The organism is Streptomyces sp. NPDC046900 (assembly GCF_040644975.1).
Taxonomy (GTDB): domain Bacteria; phylum Actinomycetota; class Actinomycetes; order Streptomycetales; family Streptomycetaceae; genus Streptomyces.
Genome location: NZ_JBEYXD010000012.1, coordinates 13,087 through 37,693 on the forward strand (window position 1 = coordinate 13,087; position 24,607 = coordinate 37,693).

Annotated in this window: 23 protein-coding genes, 1 pseudogene and 1 riboswitch; of the genes and pseudogenes, 14 read left to right on the top strand and 10 right to left on the bottom strand. The window is 70.3% G+C overall.

The window, feature by feature from the left end:
• The first annotated feature begins 3 nt into the window (after positions 1–3).
• From ABZ904_RS14590 to ABZ904_RS14600, 3 genes and pseudogenes are all read left to right on the top strand, one after another.
• Positions 4–1,410: an FAD-dependent oxidoreductase gene (locus ABZ904_RS14590; RefSeq protein ID WP_359399907.1), complete on the top strand. Its 1,407-nt coding sequence runs from the start codon at positions 4–6 to the stop codon at positions 1,408–1,410.
• Between the two features lie 133 nt (positions 1,411–1,543).
• Positions 1,544–1,765 (top strand): annotated as a pseudogene (locus ABZ904_RS14595) (glycoside hydrolase Chb); the annotation flags it as partial.
• Positions 1,766–1,916: 151 nt separating this feature from the next.
• The gene (locus ABZ904_RS14600) at positions 1,917–2,390 is read left to right on the top strand and encodes a GNAT family N-acetyltransferase (protein ID WP_360993218.1); all 474 of its coding nucleotides are present in this window, start codon (positions 1,917–1,919) and stop codon (positions 2,388–2,390) included.
• 32 nt (positions 2,391–2,422) lie between these two features.
• Here ABZ904_RS14600 and ABZ904_RS14605 read toward each other — a convergent pair whose 3' ends face one another.
• Both ABZ904_RS14605 and ABZ904_RS14610 read right to left on the bottom strand, forming a co-directional pair.
• Positions 2,423–3,106, bottom strand: a complete 684-nt coding sequence (locus ABZ904_RS14605) for a pentapeptide repeat-containing protein (protein WP_359399953.1) — start codon at positions 3,104–3,106, stop codon at positions 2,423–2,425.
• 75 nt (positions 3,107–3,181) lie between these two features.
• The gene (locus ABZ904_RS14610) at positions 3,182–3,697 is read right to left on the bottom strand and encodes a hypothetical protein (protein WP_359399951.1); all 516 of its coding nucleotides are present in this window, start codon (positions 3,695–3,697) and stop codon (positions 3,182–3,184) included.
• 64 nt (positions 3,698–3,761) lie between these two features.
• Between ABZ904_RS14610 and ABZ904_RS14615 the strand changes: the two genes are divergently transcribed.
• Positions 3,762–5,162, top strand: coding sequence for a M1 family metallopeptidase (locus ABZ904_RS14615; protein WP_359399898.1), 1,401 nt, complete (start codon positions 3,762–3,764; stop codon positions 5,160–5,162).
• Positions 5,163–5,362: 200 nt separating this feature from the next.
• Positions 5,363–7,300 carry a LamG-like jellyroll fold domain-containing protein gene (locus tag ABZ904_RS14620; protein ID WP_360993222.1) on the top strand — a complete coding sequence of 646 codons (1,938 nt, stop codon included), beginning with the start codon at positions 5,363–5,365 and terminating at the stop codon, positions 7,298–7,300.
• A gap of 108 nt (positions 7,301–7,408) precedes the next feature.
• Here ABZ904_RS14620 and ABZ904_RS14625 read toward each other — a convergent pair whose 3' ends face one another.
• Together ABZ904_RS14625 and ABZ904_RS14630 are read right to left on the bottom strand one after the other, a co-directional pair.
• The gene (locus ABZ904_RS14625) at positions 7,409–7,921 is read right to left on the bottom strand and encodes a GNAT family N-acetyltransferase (RefSeq protein WP_359399892.1); all 513 of its coding nucleotides are present in this window, start codon (positions 7,919–7,921) and stop codon (positions 7,409–7,411) included.
• A gap of 130 nt (positions 7,922–8,051) precedes the next feature.
• Positions 8,052–8,627, bottom strand: a complete 576-nt coding sequence (locus ABZ904_RS14630) for a TerD family protein (RefSeq protein ID WP_359399889.1) — start codon at positions 8,625–8,627, stop codon at positions 8,052–8,054.
• Positions 8,628–8,845: 218 nt separating this feature from the next.
• Here ABZ904_RS14630 and arfB point away from each other — a divergent pair, with 218 nt between their 5' ends.
• Complete coding sequence (arfB, locus tag ABZ904_RS14635) at positions 8,846–9,274, top strand: alternative ribosome rescue aminoacyl-tRNA hydrolase ArfB (RefSeq protein ID WP_359399886.1); 429 nt, start codon at positions 8,846–8,848, stop codon at positions 9,272–9,274.
• Positions 9,275–9,366: 92 nt separating this feature from the next.
• Here arfB and ABZ904_RS14640 read toward each other — a convergent pair whose 3' ends face one another.
• Complete coding sequence (locus tag ABZ904_RS14640; protein ID WP_359399883.1) at positions 9,367–9,942, bottom strand: flavin reductase family protein; 576 nt, start codon at positions 9,940–9,942, stop codon at positions 9,367–9,369.
• A gap of 471 nt (positions 9,943–10,413) precedes the next feature.
• Here ABZ904_RS14640 and cdgB point away from each other — a divergent pair, with 471 nt between their 5' ends.
• Together cdgB and ABZ904_RS14650 are read left to right on the top strand one after the other, a co-directional pair.
• A complete protein-coding gene (gene cdgB, locus ABZ904_RS14645; RefSeq protein WP_359399880.1) occupies positions 10,414–12,084 on the top strand; it encodes a diguanylate cyclase CdgB in 1,671 nt (556 codons plus the stop codon).
• Between the two features lie 117 nt (positions 12,085–12,201).
• Positions 12,202–13,152 carry a CBM35 domain-containing protein gene (locus tag ABZ904_RS14650; protein WP_360993228.1) on the top strand — a complete coding sequence of 317 codons (951 nt, stop codon included), beginning with the start codon at positions 12,202–12,204 and terminating at the stop codon, positions 13,150–13,152.
• Positions 13,153–13,182: 30 nt separating this feature from the next.
• On the opposite strand, the gene ABZ904_RS14655 is transcribed toward ABZ904_RS14650, so the two are convergent.
• From ABZ904_RS14655 to ABZ904_RS14665, 3 genes are all read right to left on the bottom strand, one after another.
• Complete coding sequence (locus ABZ904_RS14655; protein WP_360993481.1) at positions 13,183–14,112, bottom strand: 1-phosphofructokinase family hexose kinase; 930 nt, start codon at positions 14,110–14,112, stop codon at positions 13,183–13,185.
• A 154-nt stretch (positions 14,113–14,266) separates the two neighbouring features.
• On the bottom strand, positions 14,267–15,427 hold the full coding sequence (gene nagA / locus ABZ904_RS14660) for an N-acetylglucosamine-6-phosphate deacetylase (protein WP_360993231.1): 1,161 nt from the start codon (positions 15,425–15,427) through the stop codon (positions 14,267–14,269).
• On the bottom strand, positions 15,427–16,371 hold the full coding sequence (locus tag ABZ904_RS14665) for an ROK family protein (RefSeq protein ID WP_359399871.1): 945 nt from the start codon (positions 16,369–16,371) through the stop codon (positions 15,427–15,429). The genes nagA and ABZ904_RS14665 overlap by 1 nt, the downstream gene beginning before the upstream one ends.
• 147 nt (positions 16,372–16,518) lie before the next feature.
• Between ABZ904_RS14665 and ABZ904_RS14670 the strand changes: the two genes are divergently transcribed.
• The 3 genes from ABZ904_RS14670 (at position 16,519) to otsB (ending at position 19,107) form a co-directional block, all read left to right on the top strand.
• Positions 16,519–17,769 (top strand): extracellular solute-binding protein, encoded by a 1,251-nt coding sequence (locus ABZ904_RS14670; RefSeq protein WP_359399946.1) that lies wholly within the window; start codon positions 16,519–16,521, stop codon positions 17,767–17,769.
• 172 nt (positions 17,770–17,941) lie between these two features.
• On the top strand, positions 17,942–18,169 hold the full coding sequence (locus ABZ904_RS14675; RefSeq protein WP_359399868.1) for a DUF3263 domain-containing protein: 228 nt from the start codon (positions 17,942–17,944) through the stop codon (positions 18,167–18,169).
• Positions 18,170–18,249: 80 nt separating this feature from the next.
• A complete protein-coding gene (gene otsB / locus ABZ904_RS14680; protein WP_359399865.1) occupies positions 18,250–19,107 on the top strand; it encodes a trehalose-phosphatase in 858 nt (285 codons plus the stop codon).
• Positions 19,108–19,171: 64 nt separating this feature from the next.
• On the opposite strand, the gene ABZ904_RS14685 is transcribed toward otsB, so the two are convergent.
• Together ABZ904_RS14685 and ABZ904_RS14690 are read right to left on the bottom strand one after the other, a co-directional pair.
• Positions 19,172–20,602 carry a trehalose-6-phosphate synthase gene (locus ABZ904_RS14685; RefSeq protein ID WP_360993237.1) on the bottom strand — a complete coding sequence of 477 codons (1,431 nt, stop codon included), beginning with the start codon at positions 20,600–20,602 and terminating at the stop codon, positions 19,172–19,174.
• Positions 20,603–20,687: 85 nt separating this feature from the next.
• Entirely contained in the window at positions 20,688–21,632 is a 945-nt protein-coding gene (locus tag ABZ904_RS14690) for a glucosyl-3-phosphoglycerate synthase (protein ID WP_359399859.1), read from the bottom strand.
• Between the two features lie 219 nt (positions 21,633–21,851).
• Positions 21,852–22,008, top strand: a riboswitch (SAM riboswitch).
• A gap of 18 nt (positions 22,009–22,026) precedes the next feature.
• Here ABZ904_RS14690 and thrC point away from each other — a divergent pair.
• The 3 genes from thrC (at position 22,027) to ABZ904_RS14705 (ending at position 24,277) form a co-directional block, all read left to right on the top strand.
• Positions 22,027–23,307 carry a threonine synthase gene (gene thrC / locus ABZ904_RS14695; RefSeq protein WP_359399856.1) on the top strand — a complete coding sequence of 427 codons (1,281 nt, stop codon included), beginning with the start codon at positions 22,027–22,029 and terminating at the stop codon, positions 23,305–23,307.
• A gap of 42 nt (positions 23,308–23,349) precedes the next feature.
• Positions 23,350–23,625: a MoaD/ThiS family protein gene (locus tag ABZ904_RS14700; RefSeq protein WP_359399853.1), complete on the top strand. Its 276-nt coding sequence runs from the start codon at positions 23,350–23,352 to the stop codon at positions 23,623–23,625.
• Between the two features lie 448 nt (positions 23,626–24,073).
• Positions 24,074–24,277, top strand: coding sequence for a cold-shock protein (locus ABZ904_RS14705; protein WP_009339379.1), 204 nt, complete (start codon positions 24,074–24,076; stop codon positions 24,275–24,277).
• The last annotated feature ends 330 nt before the right edge of the window (positions 24,278–24,607 follow it).

Here is a 24,607-nt window from a genome sequence, read left to right on the forward strand (position 1 = left end):
CACATGAGCAGCGCAGTGAGCAGCGCCGTCAACGGCGGCGTCTCCTTCTGGTACGCCGACGACGGCCTCCCCGCCCAGCGGGAGCCCCTCGCCGGGGACGGGTCCGCCGACGTCGTCATCGTCGGTGGCGGCTACACCGGTCTGTGGACCGCGTACTACCTGAAGAAGGCCGCGCCCTTCCTGCGCATCACCGTGCTGGAGCAGAAGTTCTGCGGCTACGGCGCCTCCGGACGCAACGGGGGCTGGCTCTACAACGGCGTCGCGGGCCGCGACCGGTACGCGGCGCTGCACGGTCACGAGGCCGCCGTACGGCTGCAGCAGGCGATGAACGAGACCGTCGCCGAGGTCGCGCGGGTCACCCGGGAGGAGGGCATCGACGCGGACGTGCATGTCGGCGGCGTCCTGGAGGTGGCCTACACCCCCGCGCAGCTCGCCCGGCTGAAGGCGTTCCACGAGCATGAGCTGTCGTTCGGCGAGAAGGACCGCGAGCTGTACGGCGCCCGGGAGACCGCCGAGCGGATCAGGGTCGCCGACGCGGTCGGCTCGTCCTGGACCCCGCACGGGGCACGGCTGCACCCGGTCAAGCTGGTCAAGGGTCTCGCGGCGGCCGTCGAGGCGCTCGGGGTCACGATCCACGAGTGCACACCGGTCACGGAGATCCGTCCGAAGCACGCGGTGACGCCGTACGGCACGGTCCGGGCGCCCTACATCCTGCGCTGCACCGAGGGCTTCACCGCGTCGCTGAAGGGCCAGAAGCGCACCTGGCTCCCGATGAACTCCTCGATGATCGCGACCGAGCCGCTCACCGACGAGCAGTGGGCGCGGATCGGCTGGGAGGGGCGCGAGACGCTGGGCGACATGGCGCACGCGTACATGTACGCACAGCGCACCGCCGACGGCCGGATCGCGCTCGGCGGCCGCGGCGTCCCCTACCGCTTCGGCTCCCGCACGGACAACGACGGCCGTACGCAGCCGGCCACCGTCGAGGCGCTGTACGACATCCTGATCCGCTTCTTCCCGTCGCTGGCCGGGGTGAAGGTGGCCCACGCCTGGTCGGGTGTGCTGGGGGTGCCGCGCGACTGGTGCGCCACGGTGACCCTGGACCGGTCGACGGGCCTCGGCTGGGCGGGCGGTTACGTCGGCTCGGGCGTCGCCACCACGAATCTCGCCGCCCGCACACTGCGCGACCTCGTCCGGCAGGACTCGGGCCAGGCGGGCGCGACCAACCTGACCACACTGCCCTGGGTGAACCACCGGGTGCGCAAGTGGGAGCCGGAGCCACTGCGGTGGCTCGGCGTGCACGGTATGTACGCCACCTACCGCACGGCGGACCGGCGTGAACTGACCACGCACAGCGCCGAGTCCTCGAAGCTGGCCCAGTTCGCCGACCGGGTGGCCGGGCGGCACTGAAGGAACCTGCCACTCAAGGGAGTTGGCGCATCGTTCCGGGTCCCTTCATCCACACCTCGCGGGTGTCGTGTCGGTCCTGTGTGCGAGGATCCTCCCGACGTGCTTTACCTGCCGTTGACTTGGGGGGGAGTGACGGACCCTGAAGGCGTCTGCGGGGACCTGGAGTCCGGCCGCCGTGTCCTACTCCTACCAGTGGTACGCGGACGGCAGGGCGATCAGCGGGGCGACCGGGTCCTCGCTGGTGCTGAAGTCGGCACAGAAGGGCAAGAAGATCACCGTGAAGGTGACGGCGCACCGCACGGGTCACAAGGACGGATCCGCAGTGGGCAGACCGACACGGACGGTTGTCCGCTGACCGGATCGAGAGGTACCGCGGGAGACGGGCAGGGGCGGCGGTGCTCGCCGTGCCCGCCAGGCTGGGTCTGACGGTGGCTGCCGCGCTGACCAGCGGCTGAGAGGACGGGCGGGGCCTGCGGGTCCCGCCCGTTCTGTGTGAGACTGCGACGGTGATACGCACCGCGACCCCCGCCGACGTCCCCGTCATCCATACCCTGATCCGCGAACTGGCCGAGTACGAGAAGGCCCTCGACGAGGCGCGGGCCACCGAGGAGCAACTCCACGAGGCCCTGTTCGGTGAGCGCCCGGCGGCGTTCGCGCATGTCGTGGAGGAGGGTGGCGAGATCGTCGGCTTCGCGCTGTGGTTCCTGAACTTCTCCACCTGGCGGGGCGTGCACGGTATCTACCTGGAGGACCTTTACGTGCGCCCGCAGGCCCGCGGCGCCGGGTACGGCAAGGCACTCCTGAGGGAACTGGCGCGTATCTGTGTGGAGCGCGGCTATGAGCGCCTGGAGTGGTCGGTCCTGAACTGGAACCGGCCGGCGATCGACTTCTACGAGGCACTGGGCGCCCGTCCGCAGGACGAGTGGACGGTGTATCGGCTGACGGACGCGGCGCTGGCGCGGTTCGGGCGTCAGGCGTAGGAACGCCGGGGGCCCCGGGTGGCGCCCCCGCCTCAGTCGTCCCCCGCCACCCGCACGCCCATCTCCGCCGCCAGCACGGGGGCCAGGTCCAGAAGCTGGGCGTGGCTGATCACCGCGCCGGACAGGCGGTCGATCCCGCGGTTGATGTCCAGCTCCGCCGCGCGGCGCAGATCCACGTCCACCAGGGTCGCCGCCGTGAGATCGGCTCCCTTCAGGACGCAGTCCACGAACTCGACCCGCTCCAGCCGGGCGCCTGCGAAGTCCGGCTCGATCAGGACACAGCCCTCGAAGACGACGTCCTTGAGCCGTGCGTTGCGCAGATTCGGATAGTCGATCTTGCCGCCGCGCACCAGCACGCGCTCCAGCACCGCGCCGTGCAGCTGCACCCCGCCGAGCCGTGCGTCCACCAGCTCCACGTCGCGCAGACTCGCCTCGGCGAGGTCCGTACCCACACCCCGTACACCCGTGAGTACGGAGTCCAGCACGCGCGCGTGGCGCAGCTGCGTCTCGTCCAGGGCGCAGCCCGTCAGCGCGCAGTCCATGAACCGGGCACCCCCGCCGTCCTGCCCTGCGAAGTCCGCGTCCTGGAACTCGAGCCCGTCGTAGTCCCCGTCCGGCTCCAGGACGCCGTCCTCGAAAGCCACGAGCTCCGGCAGCCGGATCTCCGGCCGCCGCGCCGCCTTCACCACCCGATCACCTCGCACCATGCCCCCCATCGTGCCCTGTGCCACTGACAATCACCTCGACCTCCCCCGCGGACCAGGAAAGAAGGGGTGCGGGCCGACCGTGCCCTACCGACGCGGCGCCTGGCGCATCCTCGGGAAACGGGCCTGAAGCGTCCAGATCGCCGGGTTCTCGCCGAGGTCCTCGTGCAGGTCGGTGAGGTCGGCGATCAGGTCGTGCAGGAAGTCGCGGGCCTCCCGCCGCACTTCGGTGTGGGAGAAGGTCAGCGGCGGCTCGGCCGCCGGGAGCCACTCCGCCTCGATGTCCACCCAGCCGAAGCGGCGCTCGAAGAGCAGGCGGTCGGGAGACTCGGTGAAGTCCAGCTCCGCGTGCTGCGGCCGTGCGGCCCGGCTGCCGAGGGGGTCGCGGTCGAGCCGTTCGGCGATGTCGCACAGCGCCCACGCGAAGTCGAGCACCGGCACCCATCCCCAGGCTGTGGACAGCTCGCGGTCCGCCTCCGTGTCCGCCAGGTAGACGTCACCGCAGAACAGGTCGTGCCGCAGCGCGTGGACGTCCGCGCGGCGGTAGTCGGTCTGCGGGGGGTCGGGGAAGCGATTGGAGAGGGCGTAGCCGATGTCGAGCACGGGGGCGATGGTGTCACGCCGTGGTCGCCCGCGCCGCCGTGGGCCGCCCCATAGGATCTCGGGCATGTCCCGTTCCGTACGGCTTGTCCCGTCCGTCGTCCTGGCGCTGACGCTCGCCGCGTGCGACGGCGGTGTGCGCGGTACGCCCGGCGGATCCGGTCTGCGCGACCCGTACTTCCCGAGGATGGGCAACGGCGGGTACGACGTCACCCACTACGCCCTCACCCTGGACTACGACCCGGGCCGCCGTCACCTCACCGGCAAGGCGGTGATCACGGCACGTGCGACCCGCGACCTGTCCGCGTTCGACCTCGACCTGAAGGGGCTCGACGTGGCCGGCGTCTCGGTCGAGGGCCGTGCGGCGCGCTGGAGCCGTGCGGGCCAGGAGCTGACCGTGCGCCCGGCCGGGGACCTCGACGAGGGCGAGACGTTCAGCACGACGGTGCGCTACGCGGGCACCCCCGAGACGATCACCGACACGGACGGCTCGAAGGAGGGCTGGCTGAGGACCGCGGACGGCGCGCTGGCGCTCGGTGAGCCGACGGGCTCGATGGCGTGGTTCCCCGGCAACCACCACCCGTCCGACAAGGCCACGTACGACATCACGGTCACCGTCCCCGAGGGACTCCAGGCGGTCTCCAACGGCGAGTTGACGAGCGAGACGACGAAGAACGACCGCACCACCTACGCCTGGCGCACCGCACAGCCGATGGCGAGCTATCTCGCCACGGTCGCGATCGGGCACTACGCCGTCACTCGCTCCACCCTGCGCGACGGCCTGCCCGTGTATGTCGCCGTCGACCCGACCCAGTCGCGGGCCAGCCGAGATGTCCTGGCGAAGATCCCGGAGATCCTGGAGTGGGAGGAGCACAACTTCGGCCCCTACCCCTTCTCCTCCACCGGCGCCATCGTGGACCGGCCGGAGGACGCCGGGTACGCCCTGGAGGCCCAGACCCGTCCGGTCTTCCCGGGCCCCCCCGACACCGAGACCCTCGTCCATGAGCTCGCCCACCAGTGGTACGGCGACTCCGTCACACCGGAGAGCTGGCGGGACATGTGGCTCAACGAGAGCTTCGCGACCTACGCGGAGTGGCTGTGGCAGGAGGACCACGGCGGCGACACGGTCCAGCAGATCTTCGACGCGCTGTACCGGGGCGACTACTACGACGACCCGGCTGACGACGAGGCGATCTGGGCGTTTCCGCCCGGGAGGCCGCCGAGCGCCGCGCACGTCTCCGACAAGCCCGTCTACGAGCGTGGCGCGATGGTCCTCCACAAGATCCGCCAGACCGTCGGCGACGACGCCTTCTACGGGATCATCCAGGGCTGGGCCGCCACCCACCGTCATGGGAACGCGAGCACCGCCGACTTCACCGCGTACGTCGAGAAGAAGGCGCCGGGCAAGGACTTCCACGCGATCTGGCGGGACTGGCTGTACGGGGACGGGAAACCGTCACACGCCTAGGCGGACTCGCATGACCTGGGCCCGGTTCCTTGTCGGTCACCGCGCGCTCATCAAGAGATCAGCTTGTGGGCATCACTTGTGGCGAGCTTTCAGTCCCGGACAGACACTCGGTCTTCGTTCGTCATCTGACGTCTGCCCGCCTTGGGTCGCTTCTGACTAGCGTCGTTGCTGTTTGAACCATCGACCCGGGAAGGGCCCCTATGTCCATTCACGGTGATACTCCGTCACACGACACGACCGGGCAGAGCCGGCGAGGCTTTCTGCGCAACGCGGCGCTGGCCGGTGCGGGAGCGGCAGCCGTAGGAGTCGGCGCGTCGCCCGCCTTCGCCGCGGACGCCGCCAAGACCGGCAAGGCCGGCACGTGGAGACCGGATCAGACCGCTCTCCAGTTCACCCTCGCGGTCATGCCCGACACCCAGTTCCTGTACTGGGGCTCCCAGGACAGCGTCAACCGGACGCCGCAGGAGGAGTCGTTCCGCTACATCATCGAAAACAGCGGGACCGCCGACAACAACATCGTGTTCATGGCGCACCTCGGTGACCTGACGCAGGACGCCGACCCGTTGTCGTTCCAGGAGGTCGACAAGGCGTTCGCCGTGCTGGACGCGCACGGTGCCGCGTACAGCGTGCTGGCCGGCAACCACGACGTCTCGGGCGACGACAGCCGCGGCGACACGCCGTACCTCCAGACCATGGGCCCGCAGCGGTTCCGGCACTCGAAGACCTTCGCCGGGTCGGACGAGACCGGCTACAACACGGCGCACATCTTCCAGGCCGCCGGCCGCCCGTGGCTGCTGCTGGCCCTGGACTGGCGGACCACCGACCAGGGTTACGCGTGGGCGAACAAGGTCATCAAGGCCCACCCGAAGATGCCGGTGATCGTCACGTCTCACGACATCGTCGCCTCGCCGTACGATGACAACGTTTTCCCGTACGAGTCCGGCGACCCTGAGAACAACGCCGTGATCGTGGGCAACGGTCAGGCGATGTGGGACAAGCTGATCAATGACAACGACCAGGTCTTCCTGACCCTCAACGGCCACTACTGGCCGCCCGGGCGCATGACGCAGAAGAACGCCTCCGGCAACGACGTGCACATGCACATCACGAACTACCAGAACCGGTACTTCGGCGGTGGCGGCATGATCCGGCTGTACCACTTCGACCTGGCCCGCAACACGATCGACGTCGAGACGATCAACCCGTGGATCCTGGCCCAGGACCCGGAGTCCCGCACCGAGCTGGCCGCCGAGATCGCCCAGGTCACCGGCCCGGTCGACAACTTCTCGATGGCGATCGACTTCGACGAGCGGTTCGCGAGCTTCGCCCCGGTCGCGGTCCGGCCCGCCCGCCCGGCGAGCAAGGAGCTGGTGAAGGGCACGCTGGCGTACTGGCGCTTCGACGGCCAGGGCGCGCCCGGCACCTCGCTCACCGCGGGCCAGACGATCCACGACCTGTCCGGCAAGGGCAACGACCTGACGGTGGTGACCCTGCCGGGCACGGCCGCCGACGCGCTGACCTGGTCCGCCGACCACCACCCCGACCAGCCCGCGCACGCGAGCCTGAAGTTCGTCGGTGGCAGGAACCCGCTTCACGGCACGTACCTGACCACGGGGGAGAAGGCTCCGCTGAACGCCGAGACGTTCAAGAGCGGGTACACCATCGAGACGTTCGTGATGATGCCGCTGGACTGGGACGCCGGCAAGAACGGCTGGGCGTCGATACTCAGCCGCCGGGGCTCGGCCGGAGACGCCGGCAAGCACGGCAAGAACACCGACCCGGGCGAGCCCCTGGCCCAGCTCTCCATCTCGAACAACGGCCGGGAGCCGCAGTTCAACCACTACCCGCTGAACAACACCTACCCGACGACCAACTGGGGTCACGGCCTGGTGGAGCTCAAGTGGTGGCACCTCGCGGTGGTCAACGATGGCCGCTACACGAGGCTGTATGTCGAGGGCGCCCCGGTCGCCGACAACCCGAGTCGGGTGTCGCAGGGCATCACCTCGCTCGGACTGCCCTGGCTGGTGGGTGGCCACGCGTACGCGGGCGCCATCGACATGGTCTTCCACGGCAATGTCGGTGACATCCGCATCGTGAACCGCCCCCTCTCCAGGGACGAGTTCCTCACCGGCAAGTGAGCGGTTCCTCCCGTCTCCGGCCCACCCGCCGGAGACGGGAGACACCCGTTCCGGGAAGCGGTGTACGTCGGTGGCCTCGGCCCAGGACGCGACGGTGACGGGGGTTCCCTACAGGTCCTTGCGCATCACGAAGCAGGGGCGGCCGTGCTGCAGGTCCGGCCGGCGGGCGATCGTCTCGTAGTCGAGTGCCGTCCAGAAGGCCAGCGCCCTGGGGTTGTTCTCCAGCACCGCAAGACGCAGGGCGGTACGGCCCGCGGCCCGGAAACGGTCCTCGACCAGGGACACCAGCCGCCGGCCGTGGCCCTGCCGCTGCATGCCTGCGTCCACCATCAGCAGGCCGATCCACGGGTCCGGGTCGGCCGGGTCCGGGTGGTGGGCGAGAGTGATCGCGACTCCCGCCAGGCGCCCGGCACTGCGGGCGAGGAGGACCTCCACGTCCGGGTGGACCAACTCCCCGGCCAGCGCCGTCGCCACCTGCTCCGGGCGGATGTCGGCCGGGTCGGGGAAGTCACCGCTGAGCGCGTGGAAGTCGCGGTTGGACGCGTAGAGCGCGGTGAGTTCGGTGAGCAGTGGCGCCGGGATGTCGTGGTCGCGGGTGAGGCGGAGGGGCTCGAGGATCACGGAGTCAACGTATCGCGGACCTGGCGGCGCGCCTTCGGGAAGCTGGGACCCGGCGCCCCGGGAGGACAGAAGGGAGCCCCCGGCGCGGCACACCACGCCGGGGGCTCCCGCTCAGGCCTGCTGCGGGATGTCAGACGTTGACGCCGAAGTCCTGGGCGATGCCGACCAGGCCCGAGGCGTAGCCCTGGCCGACCGCGCGGAACTTCCACTCCGCGCCGTTGCGGTACAGCTCACCGAAGACCATGGCGGTCTCGGTGGCCGCGTCCTCGGAGAGGTCGTAACGGGCGATCTCCTGGCCGCCGGCCTGGTTCACGATCCGGATGTAGGCGTTGCGGACCTGGCCGAAGTTCTGTGAGCGGGACTCCGCGTCGTAGATGGAGACGGGGAAGACGATCTTGTCGATGTCGGCCGGGAGGGCCGCCAGGTTGACGTTGATCGCCTCGTCGTCGCCCGCGCCCTCACCCGTGCGGTTGTCACCGGTGTGCACGATCGTGTTGTCCGGGGTCTGCTTGTTGTTGAAGAAGACGAAGTGGGCGTCGGAGTAGACCTTGCCCTGGTTGTTGACCGCGATCGCCGAGGCGTCGAGGTCGAAGTCCGTGCCGGTGGTGGTGCGGACGTCCCAGCCGAGGCCCACGGTGACGGCGGTCAGGCCCGGAGCCTCCTTGGTGAGCGAGACGTTGCCACCCTTGGACAGGCTTACAGCCATTGTTGGGAGTCCCTTCCCTCGGTCGCGTACGCGGTGCGGTACCTGTGCGCTGGCTTCGTACGGGGACGAAGCTACAGCTACCGGTATCAACGCCAAGAGGGGTCCTGATGGTTCCGCATCTCTTTACTTTCTTTACCTGCGATCTCGGGCGGCGCCGGGCGCCGGGCGCCGGCGATATTCGCGTGACGCGGACCGCGGGTCCGCGCGACCATGGGGGCATGTCCGGTCCGTACACCATCCGCGGCTCCGTCTCGCTTCCCGAGGCCGAGCTCATGTGGCGTTTCTCGCGGTCGTCGGGGCCGGGCGGGCAGCACGTCAACACCAGTGACACGCAGGTCGAGCTGCGTTTCGACCTCGCGAGGACCGAGGCGCTGCCCACGGTGTGGAAGGAGCGGGCCCTCGAGCGGCTGGCAGGGCGGCTGGTCGACGGAGTCGTCACCGTGCGCGCCTCCGAGCACCGTTCACAGTGGCGCAATCGCGAGGCCGCCGCCGTACGCCTCGCCTCGCTGCTCGCCGAGGCGACGGCGCCACCGCCCAGACCCAGGAGGGCGACCCGCATCCCCCGGGGGATCAACGAGCGCCGGTTGCGCGAGAAGAAGCAGCGCTCGGAAACCAAGCGCGGCCGGTCGGGGCGGGACTGGAGTTAAAAGGCTCCTTTTCGAATTCGCGACGGAAAACGGCGGAGCAGGAAAGCGAATTCTCCATGCCTTCACAGGGCGTTCGGAGAAGGCGAACTCCCTCAACCCAGATGCCGGTAGCGGCCCCGGAAGTACATCAGCGGCCCGCCTTCCGCACTCGGTACCCGGGCGCCGAGCACGCGGCCGATGACCAGGGTGTGGTCGCCGGCCGCCACGCGCTGCTCCGTACGGCACTCCAGGGTCGCCAGCGCGCCGCCGACCAGGAGGGCGTCGGAGGTTTCCCCGCGGACGTACGGGATGTCCTCGAACAGGAGCCGGTCGCTGATGCGGCCCTTCATGGCGAACCGGCCCGCGATGTGCCGCTGGCTCTCCGCGAGCACCGAGACGGCCCACAGGGGCTGTTCGGCGAGGAGGTCGTCCATACGGGAACCCTCGCGCAGGCTGACCAGTACCAGGGGCGGGTCCAGGGACACCGACATGAAAGCGGTTGCGGTCATGCCGACGTCCTCGGCGCCGGGCCCCTCGGGGTCCAGCGCCGGCTCGCGCGAGGTCACCAGGACCACGCCCGCGGCAAGCCGGGACATGGCGGCGCGGAACTCGTCGTTGCTCACCCCCTCAGCATGCCCGGAGGCGGGCGGTACGACGGGCACGGGCGTGGCAGGGGGAGTCTTCAGCACGTCGGGAACGCTAGTCGGCGCCCTCGAAGCCGCACATCGGGCCCGGGCCCGAACCGCGACCTAGGACCATCGGCGGACGCCGGGGAGGCCCCCGGGGCGCTGCGGGAGGCCTGCGCGCACCCCGGACCGGCCGCGACCGGAAGCATGCCGTAAACTCAACAGACTCTGGACCGCACTCGGTTGGCGCGCATGATCACAAGATCTACACAGGCGCCCAATTGTGTTCTGAAAACGCACAGAGAAAACGCGGAATCACCACTCAATTGTTCATCTTTCACTGTGACTTGAGTCACAGGGGCCGTTATTTGTTGACCCTGTGTACCTAGTGGGGAGCGCGCTGTGATTCAGTGGCGGGGACGCTGCACGACGCTACGCGCGGAGTACGCCGGGTAGCGCACCTAGGAAAACCGGGAGAACCGTAGTACGCCGACGCGTCCCTGGAGTTGCTGCGAGACCTCGAGGGGAGGGCGAATGGAGACCGAGTCGGAGCCGTATGTCCGCCTTGCGACCCTGCGGCAGCTGCATCAGGTCATGGCGGACATGAACACCGCCCGCAGCCTGGCCGACACACTGCAGACCGTCGCCGACGGCATCGTGACCGGTCTCGGCTACGAGCTGGCGGCCGTCAACCTCGTACGCCCGGACGGCGACCTCGTCGTCGCGGCATTCGCCGGGAACTCCGCCGCGGAGTCGCTGATCACCGGACGGGTCGGCTCCCGCGCTGCCTGGGAGCGCCGGCTGGGCATGGGCGAGGCCTGGGGCGACCTCAGGTTCATATCCCACGCCGAGGGCTGGATCCTCGACGAGGACGATGTGCCGCAGTGGCACACCGAGGGTCCCGAGCCCCGCTTCGAGGACGAGTGGCACCCCTCCGACCGCCTCTTCGCACCCATGTACACGCCGGGCGTGCAGGGCTCCTGCGGTGAGCTCATCGGGGTCATATCCGTCGACCGGCCGCGCAACGGGCGGCGCCCCGGGGCCTGGGGCCGGGAGGCGCTGCAGATGTACGCCTTCCAGGCCGCCATCGCGATCAGCAACGCGCGGCTGCGCGCCAACATGCAGCGGGCCCTGGTCCGCCTGGAGCGGGAGCAGCAGGCTCTGCGCGCCAGTGAGGAGTCCTTCCGGCAGGCCTTCGAGTACGCCCCCTCCGGCATGGCCATCGCCGAGATGGGCGGCGAGCAGCACGGGCGCATCCTGCGGACCAACGACGCGCTGTGCCGTCTGCTGGGCCGGCCCGCCTCCGCCATGCGCCGCTACTCCTTCTCCGACCTCGTGCACCCCGAGGACATAGGCACGCTGCTGCGGACCTCCGCCGAGGGCGGGCGGGCCGAGCTGCGGCTCGGGCGCCGGGACGGCACCTATGTCTGGGTCTCCCTGCGCAACTCCGTCGTCGCGGACGCCGCCGACGGGCCCCGCTTCCTGCTCACCCACGTCGAGGACATAGAGGAGCGCAAGCGCCGCGAGCTGCAGCTCGCCCACCGGGCCTCGCACGACTCGCTCACCGGCCTGCCCAACTCCGCCGAGCTGCGCTCCCGGCTGTCCGCCCGTCTTTGCCAGCGCCCGCAGTCCCTGCCGCCGGGCGCGGCGGACTCCCTGGACGCCGCGTACGGGGATCACGGGGTGGGCCACCCGGCGTTCGACGGCCCCGGGCACACCTTCGACTTCCATGCCGCCCCGGGCCCGTACGACGCCTTCGACCACCATGTGCACACCGTCGCCCCGGACGGTGACACCGACGACGGCACCAAGGGGCTCGCGGTACTCTTCTGCGACCTCGACGGCTTCAAGTCGATCAACGACCGGTTCGGGCACAACGCGGGCGACGCCGTCCTCATCGAGGTCGCCCGGCGGCTCAGCCGCGGCGTGCGCGACGGGGATACGGTCGCCCGGCTCGGTGGCGACGAGTTCGTCGTCCTCGCCAACGGGCTCGGCAAGGCCGACGCCCAGGACCTCGCGGTGCGCCTGCGCAACGAGATCATCCAGCCGATCCGGGTCGACGGCCGCGCCATGCGGGTGGGCGCGAGTTTCGGCATCGGCTGGGCGCACTGTGGAATGACGGCGGACGAAGTGTTGAAATCCGCTGACGAACGCATGTACGTAGAGAAACGATCTCGTCCCAAACAGCATCGGCGCGCCGGTTAGGCCGCAGGTCGGCGTATGGGTGACGGGAAGAACATCCGTCTGGGGTCCGCGGAACGGGTAGGCTCGCCATTCAGCCCCGTATGCATCTGGACCCGCACCTGCTGAGGAGACCTAGGGATGACGGCCGGCAACAACGGCGCGAGCACGCCCGAGGACGAGGATCCGTTCGGCTATCTCTACGCCGACGGTCAGGCCAACGGCGCACAGCCGCCCACAGGGGGTTACGGCTACCCGGGCTCTGTCAACAGAGTGCGTGCGGTCGGGCAGCGCCAGTACGGCCAGCCGCAGCCCGCGACGGCTGCCTACGGCCAGGTCCCGCAGCAGCAGCAGACGTACGGCCAGACCGCCTACGGCCAGCCGAACGCGCACTACGCCGCGCCCGAGACCGTGCCGGGGGCCGCGCCCACGACCCGTCAGACCCCGGTCGGCGGGGGAGGCGGCGGACGGGGCCGGGGCCCGAACACCAAGGGCCTGCTGATCGGTGCGATCGCGGTGGTCGCCGCGGTGGTGATCGGCATCTCGGTCGCCATGATCGGCGGCAACTCGGACGACGACAAGAACGCGGCGGGCGGCCCGTCGAACAGCCCGGCGGCCTCGCACAGCGCCTCCTCGAGCGCGTCGGCGTCCGCCTCCGCGACCGCCGGTGAACTGCCGAGGGTCGACGCGAAGGCGCTGCGGCTGGAAGGCGGTACGGCACTCGCCTCCGACGTGAAGGGCGCCAAGTCCGACGGCGGCATCTACGTGACCGGCTTCAACCAGGTCGGGGCCAAGGTCACCTGGAGTGTCGACGCGCCTGAGAAGGGCGGCTACCGGCTGTACGTCCGGTACGACATCCCCGGTGTGGACGCCAACGGGACGCTCACGGTCAACGGCACGCCCAACACCCAGCCGCTGAACATGAAGAACTTCAGCGGGCAGCCCGCGGGCGACTGGGAGAAGGGCTGGCAGACCACCTGGGGCCAGGTCAACCTGAACAAGGGCACGAACACCATCGAGCTGGGCTGCGCCAACGGGAACCAGTGCAACGTCTACCTGGACCAGTTCTACCTCACGGGCCTCAACGGCTAGACGCCGTGAGGGGCCTGTGCGCCGGGGCTGTCAGGCCGCCGTCGCCTCCCGGGTGACCGCGATCTGCTCCAGCAACTCCTCATAGGCCCGCCGGTCGAACTCGCCCGCCGTCGGCGCCAGTACGGTCGCCGCGGACAGGGCCACCGCCCGGGCCAGGCGGGCGGGCCACGACAGGCGTTCCACCAGACCCGACAGCAGGCCCGCGACCGCCGAGTCGCCGGCACCCGTCGGGTTGCCCTGGAACCGGCGCGGCGGGGCGGCACGCCAGCGGCCCTCCGCGTTCACGGCGAACAGACCCTCCGCGCCCAGCGAGGCGACCACCGTGTGGGCCCCGCGCCGACGGGCGTCCCGGGTGGCCTGCGACGGCTCGTGGGAGCCCGTGAGTTCGGCCAGTTCCTCGGCGTTCGGCTTGACCATGTCCGGGCGCGCGGCGACGCCGCGGCGCAACGGTTCACCGCTCGTGTCCAGCAGCACGGGCACGCCCGCCGCTCGTGCGGTGCGCACCAGCTGGGCGTACGCACCCACCGGCACGCCCGGCGGCAGGCTGCCGCACAGGGCCACCGCCGTGGCCGAGGGCACCAGATCCCCGTACGTCTTCAGGAACGCGGCCCACTCGGCGGGGGTTATCACCGGTCCCGGCTCGTTGAACTGGGTGGTGTCGCCGGTCGTCCGATCGACGACCGCGATCGTGCGCCGGGTCGCGCCTTCGACCGGGACGAGCGCGTCCACCACGCCCGGCGTGTGGCCGAGCCCGTCGCGGACGGAACGGCCCGTCGCGCCGCCCGCGAAGCCCGTGGCGGTCACCTCGTGGCCGAGTGCGGCGAGCACCCGGGCCACGTTCAGCCCCTTGCCGCCGGGGCGTTCGGCGACCTCGGTCACCCGGTGCGAGCCGCGCGGCCTCAGCGCGTGCACGCGATAGGTGATGTCGAGAGCGGTGTTCAGCGTGACCGTCAGGATCACCTGGGGACCTCCCTCGAAGGTGACGGTGCGCTGCGCGGTCGCGGAGTTCCGGATGGCGCGTGCCGTCGGCGTGTGCGGAGGCTCGATCATGCCAAATCAGCGGCGGTCGGCCCAGTCCCCCGGACCGACCGCCTTGCGTCAACAAGCGGATGAATCACCCCAGTTGGGGATCGACCACCCACTCGCCGCGGCGCATCACGCCCTTGAGGGCGAAGTCCGCGTCCAGCAGCACCAGGTCGGCGTCCTTGCCGGGCTCCAGGGAGCCCACGCGGTCGTAAACGCCCAGCAGCTTCGCCGGGTTGACCGAAATGGCCGCGACGACGTCCTGCACCGGCAGCCGGTCGACGGTGACCGCCCGCCGGAACGCGCGGTCCAGGGTGAGCGTCGAGCCCGCGATCGAGCCGCCCTCCACCAGGCGCGCCACGCCGTCGGCCACCTCCACCTCGAGCGGGCCGAGCATGTACCGCCCGTCGCCGCCACCGGCCGCGTCCATCGCGTCCGTGATGAACGCGACCCGCCCCGCGCCCGCGTGATGGAACGCCAGCTGGAGCGAGGCCGGGTGCAGATGCGTGCCGTCGTCGATCAGTTCGACCGTGATCCGCTCGTCCTCCAGGAGCGCCGCGATGGGGCCCGGGGTGCGGTGGCCGAGTGGCGGCATCGCGTTGAAGAGGTGGGTGGCGACCGTGGCACCCGCGTCGATGGCCTGCACTGTCTGCTCGTACGTCGCGTCCGTGTGCCCGATCGCGGCGATCACGCCGTGCTCGGCCAGCAGCCGCACCGACTGGATGCCGCCGGGCAGTTCGGTGGCGAGGGTGACCATTTTCGCGTGGCCGCGGGACGCGTCGATCAGCTTGCGGACCTCCGCCGGATCGGGGTCGCGCAGCAGTTCCTCGGAGTGCGCGCCCTTGCGGCACGGGGAGATGAACGGTCCCTCGAAGTGGATGCCGGCGATGTCGCCCTGCTCGGCCAGTTCCGACAGCAACCCGGCCTGCTTGGTCAGGAAGCCCATGTCGTTCGTGACGGTCGAGGCGACGAGGGTCGTGGTGCCGTGCGACCGGTGGGTGCGGATGGCCGCCAGGGCGTCCTCCGCCGTGCCCGAGAAGGACGCACCGCCGCCGCCGTGGTTGTGGATGTCGACGAATCCGGGTACCAGCCAGTGGCCCCGTACATCGGTCACCTGCGCACTTCCGGCGGCCTCCGGCCCTGGAGCACCGGCGTCGACGATCCGTGTGCCCTCGACGACGACGCGGCCGTCGTCGACGATCCCGGCGGGCAGCACCACCCGGGCACCGGCGAGAACCTTGCTAGCGGCCATCAGGTGGTTACCTCCGAACGGTCGGTGGATTCGAGGAGATCCCAGGCGAGGAGTCCCGCGCCCAGGCATCCAGCGGTGTCTCCCAGGGCCGCGGGGACGATCGACGGCGCTCTCTGGAAGGTGAGCCGCCGCCGGACGGCGTCCCGCAGCGGTGTGAACAACGTTTCCCCTGCCTCGGCGAGCCCGCCACCGATGATGAGCGTGCGCGGGTCCAGCAGGGTGAGGGCGGTGACCAGGCCGTCGGCGAGTGCGTCCACCGCCTCCTGCCAGACCCGGACGGCGTTCGGCTCACCGGACGCCACGGCCTTCGCGCAGTCCGAGGCGTCCGCCTCCGGGTCCCCGGAGGCCTCGGCCCATGCCGCGCTCACCGCCGCGGCGGACGCGTAGCGCTCCAGGCAGCCGTGCTGGCCGCACGGACACGGGGTCCCGCCGGGCCGTACGACGACATGGCCGATCTCGCCCGCGAAGCCGTGGGCGCCGGCCTCCACCCGGCCGCCGATCCCGATGGCGCCCGCGATGCCGGTGCCGAGGGGCACGAACAGAAAGCGGTCCGCTCCCCTGCCCGCGCCGATCCGGCCCTCGGCGAGCCCTCCGGTGCGCACGTCGTGCCCGAGCGCGACGGGCGCCCCGGCCAGGCGGTGGCTGAGCAGGTCACGCAGGGGTACATCGCGCCAGCCGAGGTTGGCCGAGTAGGCGGCGATGCCGCGGTCGGCGTCGACGATGCCGGGGACGGCCACGCCCGCGGCGGCGGCCGGCTCGCCGAGGTGCCGTTCGCCGTGTGAGCGCAGCTCGGCGGCGAAGCCGAGGATCGACTCCACCACCGCTTCGGGCCCGCGCTCGCGGCCGGTGGCCCTGCGCGCCTGGTGCAGCAGCTCGCCGCCGGCCCCGACCAGGGCGGCCTTCATCCCGGTGCCGCCCACGTCGAGGGCGATGACATGTCTCACGGAAACAGTGTGGCGCCTGCACCCGTAAGAGGTCTAGTCCACTCACGTGGTGTAGACCTGATGTCGATAGTCCAAATAGCAAGACAACAGGGTTGGTCTAGAAAAGTGCAGCGGCGCAGGACGCGTAGGACGACATGGCAGCAGGGTCTGATCGCGGCGGTGTCCGCTCTGGGAGCGACAGGGACTCTGGCGGCCTGCGGAGGCCCGGCCGGCTCCGATGACGTGACGCTGCGGCTGGTGGCCGCGGACTACGGGGACTCACCGGCGAACAGCTCCAAGAAGTACTGGGACAAGCTGGTCCACGACTTCGAGGCGGAGCACCCGGGGATCAAGGTCGAGGTCGGCCTCTACTCCTGGAACGAGGTGGACCGCAAGGTCAAGGAGATGGTCGCCGCGGGCCACGCGCCGGACATGGCGCAGATCGGGGCGTACGCGGACTACGGGGCGGCGGGGAAGCTGTACCGGGCCGACGAGGTGCTCTCGATCCCCGTCCAGGCCGACTTCGCCTCCGAGCTGAGCGACGCCGGGAAGGTGAACCGCGTTCAGTACGGCATGCCGTTCGCGGCGTCGACACGGCTCCTCTTCTACAACAAGACGCTGTTCTCCGAGGCGGGGATCACTCCTCCCACGAGCTGGAGCGAACTGGCGGCGGACGCGCGGGCGCTGAAGGCCAAGAGGGTGAAGTTCCCGTACGCGCTGCCGCTGGGCCCGGAGGAGGCGCAGGCGGAGACGATGCAGTGGCTGCTCAGCGGCGGCGACGGATACCTGGACGGCTTCGGTTTCTACGACCTCGACTCCGCCCAGAACGTGGCCACCTTCGACTGGCTCAAGGACGAGCTGGTGGACAAGGGCCTGACGGGTCCCGTCGCGCCGGGGAAGCTGAACCGCGCCGACGCCTTCGCCGCCTTCACCCGCGGCGAGGTCGGCATGCTGAACGGGCATCCCTCGCTGATGAAGACGGCGCGGGCGAAGGGCGTGCGGTTCGGCATGGTGCCGATGCCGGGGGCCGACGGCCGGGCGAAGTCCACGATGGGCGTGGCGGACTGGATGACGGCGTTCAGGCAGGACGGCCACCAGGACCAGATCCGCGCGTTCCTCGACTACGTGTACGACGAGAAGAACGTGCTGGCGTTCTCTCGGGAGTACGACCTGCTGCCGGTCACGAGCTCGGCGCAGGAGACGATGGCGGCGTCGCCCAAGGACGCGGATCTGTCGCCCTTTCTCGAGGAACTGCCGACCTCGGAGCTGTATCCCGCCGGCAAGACGTCCTGGGCGGGCGTCAGCGCGGACATCAAGCAGCAGATAGGCAAGGCGGTCGGCCCCGGCGGCAGCCCGGCGGCGATCCTGGGCGGGCTGCAGCGGTCGGCGGTGACGGCCGACAGCAGCTCCGCGGGCTAGCCTCCGGCGGGGCAGGCGGTAAAGGTACCGGTCCGCTCGGGGACCGCGCTCCCGTACCCCGGGCCGACCGGCCTGGGGCTCGCTCTCGCCCCTCGATCTTCCTCTCGGCTTCGGCCGAGGGGTGGGGGGCCGCGATGGGCCGACTGTCGGACCCTGCGGCTACGGTTCCTCCATGGACGACCTCACCCCCCGCGAGAAGGCCATCCTCGCTCTGGAGGGACACGGTTTCTCCGGCCCGGGGGCCAAGGAGCGTGCCATACGCGAGCAGCTCGGTCTCGCCCCCGTCCGGTACTACCAGCTGCTCAACGCCCTTCTCGACGATCCGAGAGCCCTGGCGCACGCCCCGGTCACCGTCAACCGGCTCCGCCGCGTCCGCGAGTCCCGCCGCGCCGAGCGCTGAGCGCGCCGCGCGGCGGGGCGCGCCGCCCGCGCATCCCCGAGCCATGCGTGAGCCCGCCCTCGCGCGGATAGGGTCGTGTCATGGGCAGCCACACGGACTCCTTGCCGACGCCCGCCACCCCGGCGGGGCGCGACGGTCTCGACGCCATCCTCGCCCGGCCCGAGCGGGCCGTTCTCGCCTTCGACTTCGACGGGACGCTCGCCCCGATCGTCCCCGACCCCGATCAGGCCCGCGCCCACCCCGACGCGGTGCCGGCCCTCGCGGCCCTCGCCCCCAAGGTCGCCTCCGTCGCGGTCGTCACCGGCCGCCCGGCCGGCGTCGCCGTCCGCCACGGCGGCTTCGCGGACGTGCCCGGACTCGAACACCTCGTGGTTCTCGGCCACTACGGCGCCGAACGCTGGGACGCCCGCACCGGCACCGTCGACGCCCCCGCCCCGCATCCCGGCGTCGCCGCCGTCCGCGCCGAACTCCCCGGCGTCCTCGACCGGATCGGAGCCTGGAGGGGGACGTGGATCGAGGAGAAGGGGCGTGCCGTCGCCGTGCACACCCGCCGCGCCGAGGATCCGCAAGCCGCTTTCGAGGCCCTGCGCGAACCCCTCGCCGACCTCGCCACCCGGCACGGGCTGATCGTCGAGCCGGGCCGCATGGTCCTGGAGCTGCGCCCGCCGGGCATGGACAAGGGGGTGGCCCTGCTGGAGTACCTGCGCGAGATCGGTGCGGGAGCGGTCATGTACGTCGGCGACGACCTCGGCGACCTGTCCGCCTTCGCGGCCGTCGAAAAGCTCCGCTCGGACGGCGTGTCCGGCCTCCTTGTCTGCAGCGGCAGCGAGGAGGTCACCGAACTGGCCGAACGCGCGGATCTGGTGGTCGACGGCCCCGGAGGAGTGGTGCGGCTGCTGAGGGCGCTGGCACAGCGGCTCGCCGAACCGCCCCGATAGGGGCGAGGGGGCAGGCCGTCGGCACGAGCGGCCCGTGGACGGCCGGCGGCCCGGAGCGGACCGCTCAACCCTCCAGTGCGGCCAGCTGTTCCAGGAACCACCGGGCCGGGGGCAGCGCCGTGGCCTGCGCGGCCAACCGCTTCGTGCGCTCCGCGCGCTCACCCGGTCCCATGGACAGCGCCTGGTGCAGGGCCGCCGTCATGCCCCCGATGTCGTACGGGTTCACCGGCACCGCGTCCTCGGCCAGCTCCTCGAACGCCCCGGCCTCCCGGGACAACACCAGTGCGCAGCCTTCGTCGGAGACCACCGGGACCTCCTTGGCGACCAGGTTCATACCGTCCCGGATCGGGTTCACCAGGGCCACGTCCGCCAGCCGGTACGCGGCCAGCGAGCGCGCGAAGTCGTCCTTCACATGCAGCTCGACCGGAGTCCAGTCCGCGGTGCCGTACCGCGAGTTGATCTCCGTCGCCACCCGCTCCACCTCCGCGGTGTAGTCCCGGTAGACGGCCAGGTCCTGGCGGGAGGGGTACGCGAAGGCGATGTGGACGACCCGTTCGCGCCACTCGGGACGGGATTCCAGCAACTCCTCGTAGGCCAGCAGCCCGCGCACGATGTTCTTCGACAGCTCGGTGCGGTCCACCCGCACGATCGTCTTCCGGGGCCTGCCGTCGGGAGTCGTGCCGATCTGCTGCCGCAGCGCCGCCATCCGCTCGTTCACGTCCGGCTGGTGCGCCCGCCACCGCAGGAAGTCGGCGTCAGCGCCCAGTCCGTGCACACCGATGCGCGTGCCCGAGGCGCTGCCGGGGCCGAGGACCGCGTGGCAGCACTCGGTGAACGCGTCCGCCCAGCGCTGCGTCAGGAACGCCGCCCGGTCGGCGCCCAGGATCCCGCCGAGCACCTGCGCCGCGATGTCGTCGGGCAGCATCCGGAAGTACTCCGGCGGCGCCCACGGAGTGTGCGAGAAGTGACCGATCCGCAGGTCCGGGCGCAGACCGCGGAGCATCAGGGGGGCCAGAGTGAGGTGGTAGTCCTGGATCAGGACCGCCGCGCCCTGGCCCGCCTCCTGGGCGAGTGCCTCGGCGAACGCGCGGTTGTACTCCTCGTAGGCCTTCCACTGGCGCCGGAACGCCGCGTCGAAGACCGGCTCGAGCGGCGTCTGGTACAGCATGTGGTGCACGAACCACAGCACCGAGTTCGCGATGCCGTTGTACGCGTCGGCGTGCACCTGCGCGTCGATGTCGAGCATCCGTACGCGCTGCCCGCCGGTGTCGGCCGGATCGAGCGCACCGCCCGTGCGCCGGACGGCCTCACGGTCGGCGTCGTTCAGGGCGGAGCAGATCCAGACGGCGTCCGTGTCCGGGCCGATCGCCGACAGTCCGGAGACCAGTCCGCCACCGCCCCGCTTGGCGGTGAGCTCCCCCCTCTCGTCCAGCGTGTACGAGACCGGGCCGCGGTTGGAGGCGACAAGTACGGAAGCCGTGTGCGGGGAAGCCATGCCACGAAACCTAGCCCGGAGCCTAAACGCTCAAACGTTCCATTCAGCCGTATGCGGAGCCGTATACAACGGGTTCCGCAGCCATTCAGGCCGCCTTTCGTTCCATGTACTCGGCGATCTGTTCCATCGGCGGCCGCTCCTCCGTGTCCACCGAGTACGTCCGTGGCTCGAACCCACCCGCCACCCGTTCGAACTGGGTGAGGGACGGGCGGATCAGATGACCGCGGGCCAGCCGGAGCTGTGCGGTGCGGTAGATCGCGGCGGCCATGCGGCCGAGCGCCTGTCCGTCCTGGTGGCGGTGCTTGCGCACTCCCACGTCGACCTGGGCGAGGGCGTCCAGGCCCACCAGGTGCAGGGCGTCGACCAGCATGCCGAGCTCCACCCCGTACCCGACCGGGAACGGCAGCCGTTCCAGCAGGGAACGGCGGGCCGCGTACTCGCCGCCGAGCGGCTGTACGAATCCGGCCAGCTGGGGCCAGTGCATGTTGAGCAGCGGGCGGGCCATCATCTCCGTGACACGTCCGCCCTGGCCGGCCGTGGCGCCGAGCGGCCGGTCGTACATCGCCTTCACCAGGTCCACGCCGGGGTCGGTGAGCAGCGGGCCCACGATTCCGGAGACGAACTCCGAGGAGAACTCCCTCAGGTCCGCGTCGATGAAGCAGACGATGTCGCCACGGGTGACGAGCAGGGACCGCCACAGCACCTCGCCCTTGCCGGGCACGGCCGGGATCCGCGGCAGGATCGCGTCGCGGTGCACCACCTTCGCGCCGGCCGCCGCGGCGACCTCGGAGGTGCGGTCGGTGGAGCCCGAGTCGACGACGACGATCTCGTCGACGAGTGGGACCTTCTGCATGAGGTCGTGGCGGATGGCGGCGACGATGTCGCCGACCGTCTCCTCCTCGTTCAGCGCGGGCAGCACCACACTGACCGTTGAGCCGGACGAGCGTTTCGCGGCCAGGATCTGGTGGAGCGGGCGATCGGCGACGGACCAGGAGCGGGTGCTCAGCCAGCGCTCTACTTCTTCCAGCACAGTCTGCGACTCCTCACATTCGTACGGCGGTGGTCGGCAGAAGAGATCGGAAGAGATCCCCGAGTGGGACTCGCACGGGGTGCGGGTGGTGATCCGTCCATCTCGCGGTTCGGACGACTCTCTCAACTTTCCTGGCCTTCGGTTACAGTCTTGAACAACGCCGGTGACCATCGCATGTCGGGGGTCGCCGTCGCTCACCACGGTGAAACAACCGCATACCGCTCATCCAGAGGGGCAGAGGGACACGGCCCGATGAAGCCCCGGCAACCCTCCAGTCGGTTCTCGTAGATCGCTCCTGATCGTCTTCGCGAGGCTCCCGGCTAGGGAAGGTGCCAAATCCGTCTCACGGCGAGATGCGTCGTGAGGAAGATGAGGAGAAAGGGCCTCGCCTGACATGGCTGTGCAGACAGTTGCAAGCACCACCGACTCCGTGAATCTCGGTCCCGCCGCGGCTCTCTCGTGTCGTGAGTGCGGCCACCGGGTGCCCCTCGGCCCGGTCTTCGCCTGCGAGGAGTGTTTCGGCCCGCTGGAGATCGCGTACGACTTCTCGGGCTACGACACCGAGGAACTGCGTAAGCGCATCGAGGCCGGCCCCGCCAACATCTGGCGTTACGCGCCGCTGCTGCCGGTCCCGGCGGACGTCGCCGGCAAGCCGAACCTCAACCCGGGCTGGACCAAGCTCGTCCAGGCCGACAACCTGGCGCGCGAGTTGGGCGTCACCGGCGGGTTGTATGTGAAGGACGACTCCGGCAACCCCACGCACTCCTTCAAGGACCGTGTGGTCGCCCAGGCGCTGGAGGCGGCGCGCGCCTTCGGCTTCACCACGCTCTCCTGCTCCTCCACGGGCAACCTCGCGGGCGCGGTCGGTGCCGCGGCGGCCCGTGCCGGCTTCCGCTCCTGCGTCTTCATCCCGCACGACCTGGAGCAGGGCAAGATCGTCATGGCAGCGATCTACGGCGGCGACCTCGTCGGCATCGAGGGCAACTACGACGACGTGAACCGCTTCTGCTCCGAGCTGATCGGCGACCCGGCGGGCGAGGGCTGGGGCTTCGTCAACGTCAACCTCCGTCCGTATTACGCGGAGGGGTCCAAGACCCTGGCGTACGAGATCGCCGAGCAGCTCGGCTGGCGGCTGCCCGACCAGATCGTGGTCCCGATCGCCTCCGGCTCGCAGCTGACGAAGATCGACAAGGGGCTGCAGGAGCTGATCAAACTGGGGCTCGTGGAGGACACGCCCTACAAGATCTTCGGGGCGCAGGCCGAGGGCTGCTCGCCGGTGTCGGTCGCCTTCAAGGCGGGCCAGGACGTCGTACGGCCGCAGAAGCCGAAGACGATCGCCAAGTCGCTGGCCATCGGCAACCCGGCCGACGGTCCGTACGTCCTCGACATCGCGCGCCGCACGGGCGGTGCGGTGGAGGACGTGACGGACGATCAGATCGTCGATGCCATCAAGCTGCTCGCCCGTACGGAGGGCATCTTCGCCGAGACGGCCGGTGGCGTGACCGTCGGTGTCACGCGCAAGCTCATCGAGAGCGGTGTCCTCGATCCGGCGAAGACGACGGTCGTCCTCAACACCGGCGACGGTCTCAAGACGCTGGACGCGGTGGCCGGCACCGGGCTCACCGCCACGATCCGCCCGAACCTGGACTCCTTCCGTGCGGCCGGGCTCGTCTGAGCGCCCGTCCCGCCGGCCGTACCCCACCGGAGGTCACACCCCATGAGCGTCACCGTCCGCATCCCGACCATCCTGCGCCCCTACACCGGCGGCCAGGCCGAGGTTCCCGCCGAGGGCGGGAACTTGGCGGAGGTCATCGCCGACCTGGAGAAGAACCACACCGGCATCGCGGCCCGCGTCCTGGACGACCAGGGCAAGCTGCGCCGCTTCGTCAACGTGTATGTCAACGACGACGACGTCCGCTTCGAGCAGGGCCTCGAGACGGTGACGCCGGACGGCGCCGGCGTCTCCATCATCCCGGCGGTGGCGGGCGGCTGACGGTTACTCGGCCAGCCGATCATTACCCTCGGTAACTCAAGTCACCGAGAGTTCATCGAATTGCCCTCTCCGTGAGACAAGCGGAGGGGGCAATTCTGCATGGTTGAGCACGGTACAGTTGGGGAACCCGCTCCCGGTTTCCCCGCCGGGTGCTCTGAGTTCCTGCCGTAGGCCGATAAGAAGTAGCCAAAGTAGGCAGGGTTTTTGAGCCATTCGCTCCTTTTGCAGGGCCCGACTTGCCCTGAATTCGGATGAATTCTCCGTACATTCCCGACCGGTCGTGCCCGGAATTCTCGTCCGATTGACCTGTTGCAGACGGCAGTTGGACAGATACATTCAGCCGCGGTCGACGCGTTCCGGCGCACGCCCCCAACCGTTGGGGGGTGAGGTCTGACCCGGGTCCGCGAAGTGTGGATCTGTGCAAGGGCCAGTAATAGGGGAGTTAGGCATGGCTCAGGGCACCGTCAAGTGGTTCAACGCGGAGAAGGGGTACGGCTTCATCGCGGTCGACGGTGGTGCGGATGTTTTCGTCCACTACAGCGCGATTCAGATGGACGGCTACCGCACCCTGGAAGAGGGCCAGCGGGTCGAGTTCGAGATCTCGCAGGGTCAGAAGGGGCCGCAGGCGGACATGGTCCGACTGGCCGGCTGAAGAACGCGCCGACGACTGAACTGTTCGACGTGTCGAGGGGCTCGTATCCCGGTTCGGGGTACGAGCCCCTCGGTTTGCCCGGGGCGGGGGCGCGCGGGCGCGCCCTGGTCAGCCCGCGTTCACCTGAGTACCCCCTCGCGCCCACCCGCCACCCGGCCGCCACCCCTCAACGAGCCCGCTCCGCGGGCGCACCTCGCGCCCACCCGCCACCCGGCCGCCACCCCTCGACGAGCCCGCTCCGCGGGCGCACCTTGCACTCGGAGGGGGCGAGTGCTAATCATTGGCGTTAGCACTCTGAAGGTGAGAGTGACAAAAGAAGGACCGGGTCGG

Coding starts and splice junctions, on each gene's coding strand:
- ABZ904_RS14615 (WP_359399898.1), top strand. CDS start 3,762: ATGTCCCGTTCCGTACGGCTTGTCCCGTCCGTCGTCCTGGCGCTGACG.
- arfB (WP_359399886.1), top strand. CDS start 8,846: ATGTCCGGTCCGTACACCATCCGCGGCTCCGTCTCGCTTCCCGAGGCC.
- cdgB (WP_359399880.1), top strand. CDS start 10,414: ATGGAGACCGAGTCGGAGCCGTATGTCCGCCTTGCGACCCTGCGGCAG.
- ABZ904_RS14685 (WP_360993237.1), bottom strand. CDS start 20,602: ATGGCTTCCCCGCACACGGCTTCCGTACTTGTCGCCTCCAACCGCGGC.
- ABZ904_RS14675 (WP_359399868.1), top strand. CDS start 17,942: ATGGACGACCTCACCCCCCGCGAGAAGGCCATCCTCGCTCTGGAGGGA.
- ABZ904_RS14620 (WP_360993222.1), top strand. CDS start 5,363: ATGTCCATTCACGGTGATACTCCGTCACACGACACGACCGGGCAGAGC.
- thrC (WP_359399856.1), top strand. CDS start 22,027: ATGGCTGTGCAGACAGTTGCAAGCACCACCGACTCCGTGAATCTCGGT.
- ABZ904_RS14705 (WP_009339379.1), top strand. CDS start 24,074: ATGGCTCAGGGCACCGTCAAGTGGTTCAACGCGGAGAAGGGGTACGGC.
- ABZ904_RS14700 (WP_359399853.1), top strand. CDS start 23,350: ATGAGCGTCACCGTCCGCATCCCGACCATCCTGCGCCCCTACACCGGC.
- nagA (WP_360993231.1), bottom strand. CDS start 15,427: ATGGCCGCTAGCAAGGTTCTCGCCGGTGCCCGGGTGGTGCTGCCCGCC.
- ABZ904_RS14650 (WP_360993228.1), top strand. CDS start 12,202: ATGACGGCCGGCAACAACGGCGCGAGCACGCCCGAGGACGAGGATCCG.
- ABZ904_RS14605 (WP_359399953.1), bottom strand. CDS start 3,106: ATGGGGGGCATGGTGCGAGGTGATCGGGTGGTGAAGGCGGCGCGGCGG.
- otsB (WP_359399865.1), top strand. CDS start 18,250: ATGGGCAGCCACACGGACTCCTTGCCGACGCCCGCCACCCCGGCGGGG.
- ABZ904_RS14590 (WP_359399907.1), top strand. CDS start 4: ATGAGCAGCGCAGTGAGCAGCGCCGTCAACGGCGGCGTCTCCTTCTGG.
- ABZ904_RS14630 (WP_359399889.1), bottom strand. CDS start 8,627: ATGGCTGTAAGCCTGTCCAAGGGTGGCAACGTCTCGCTCACCAAGGAG.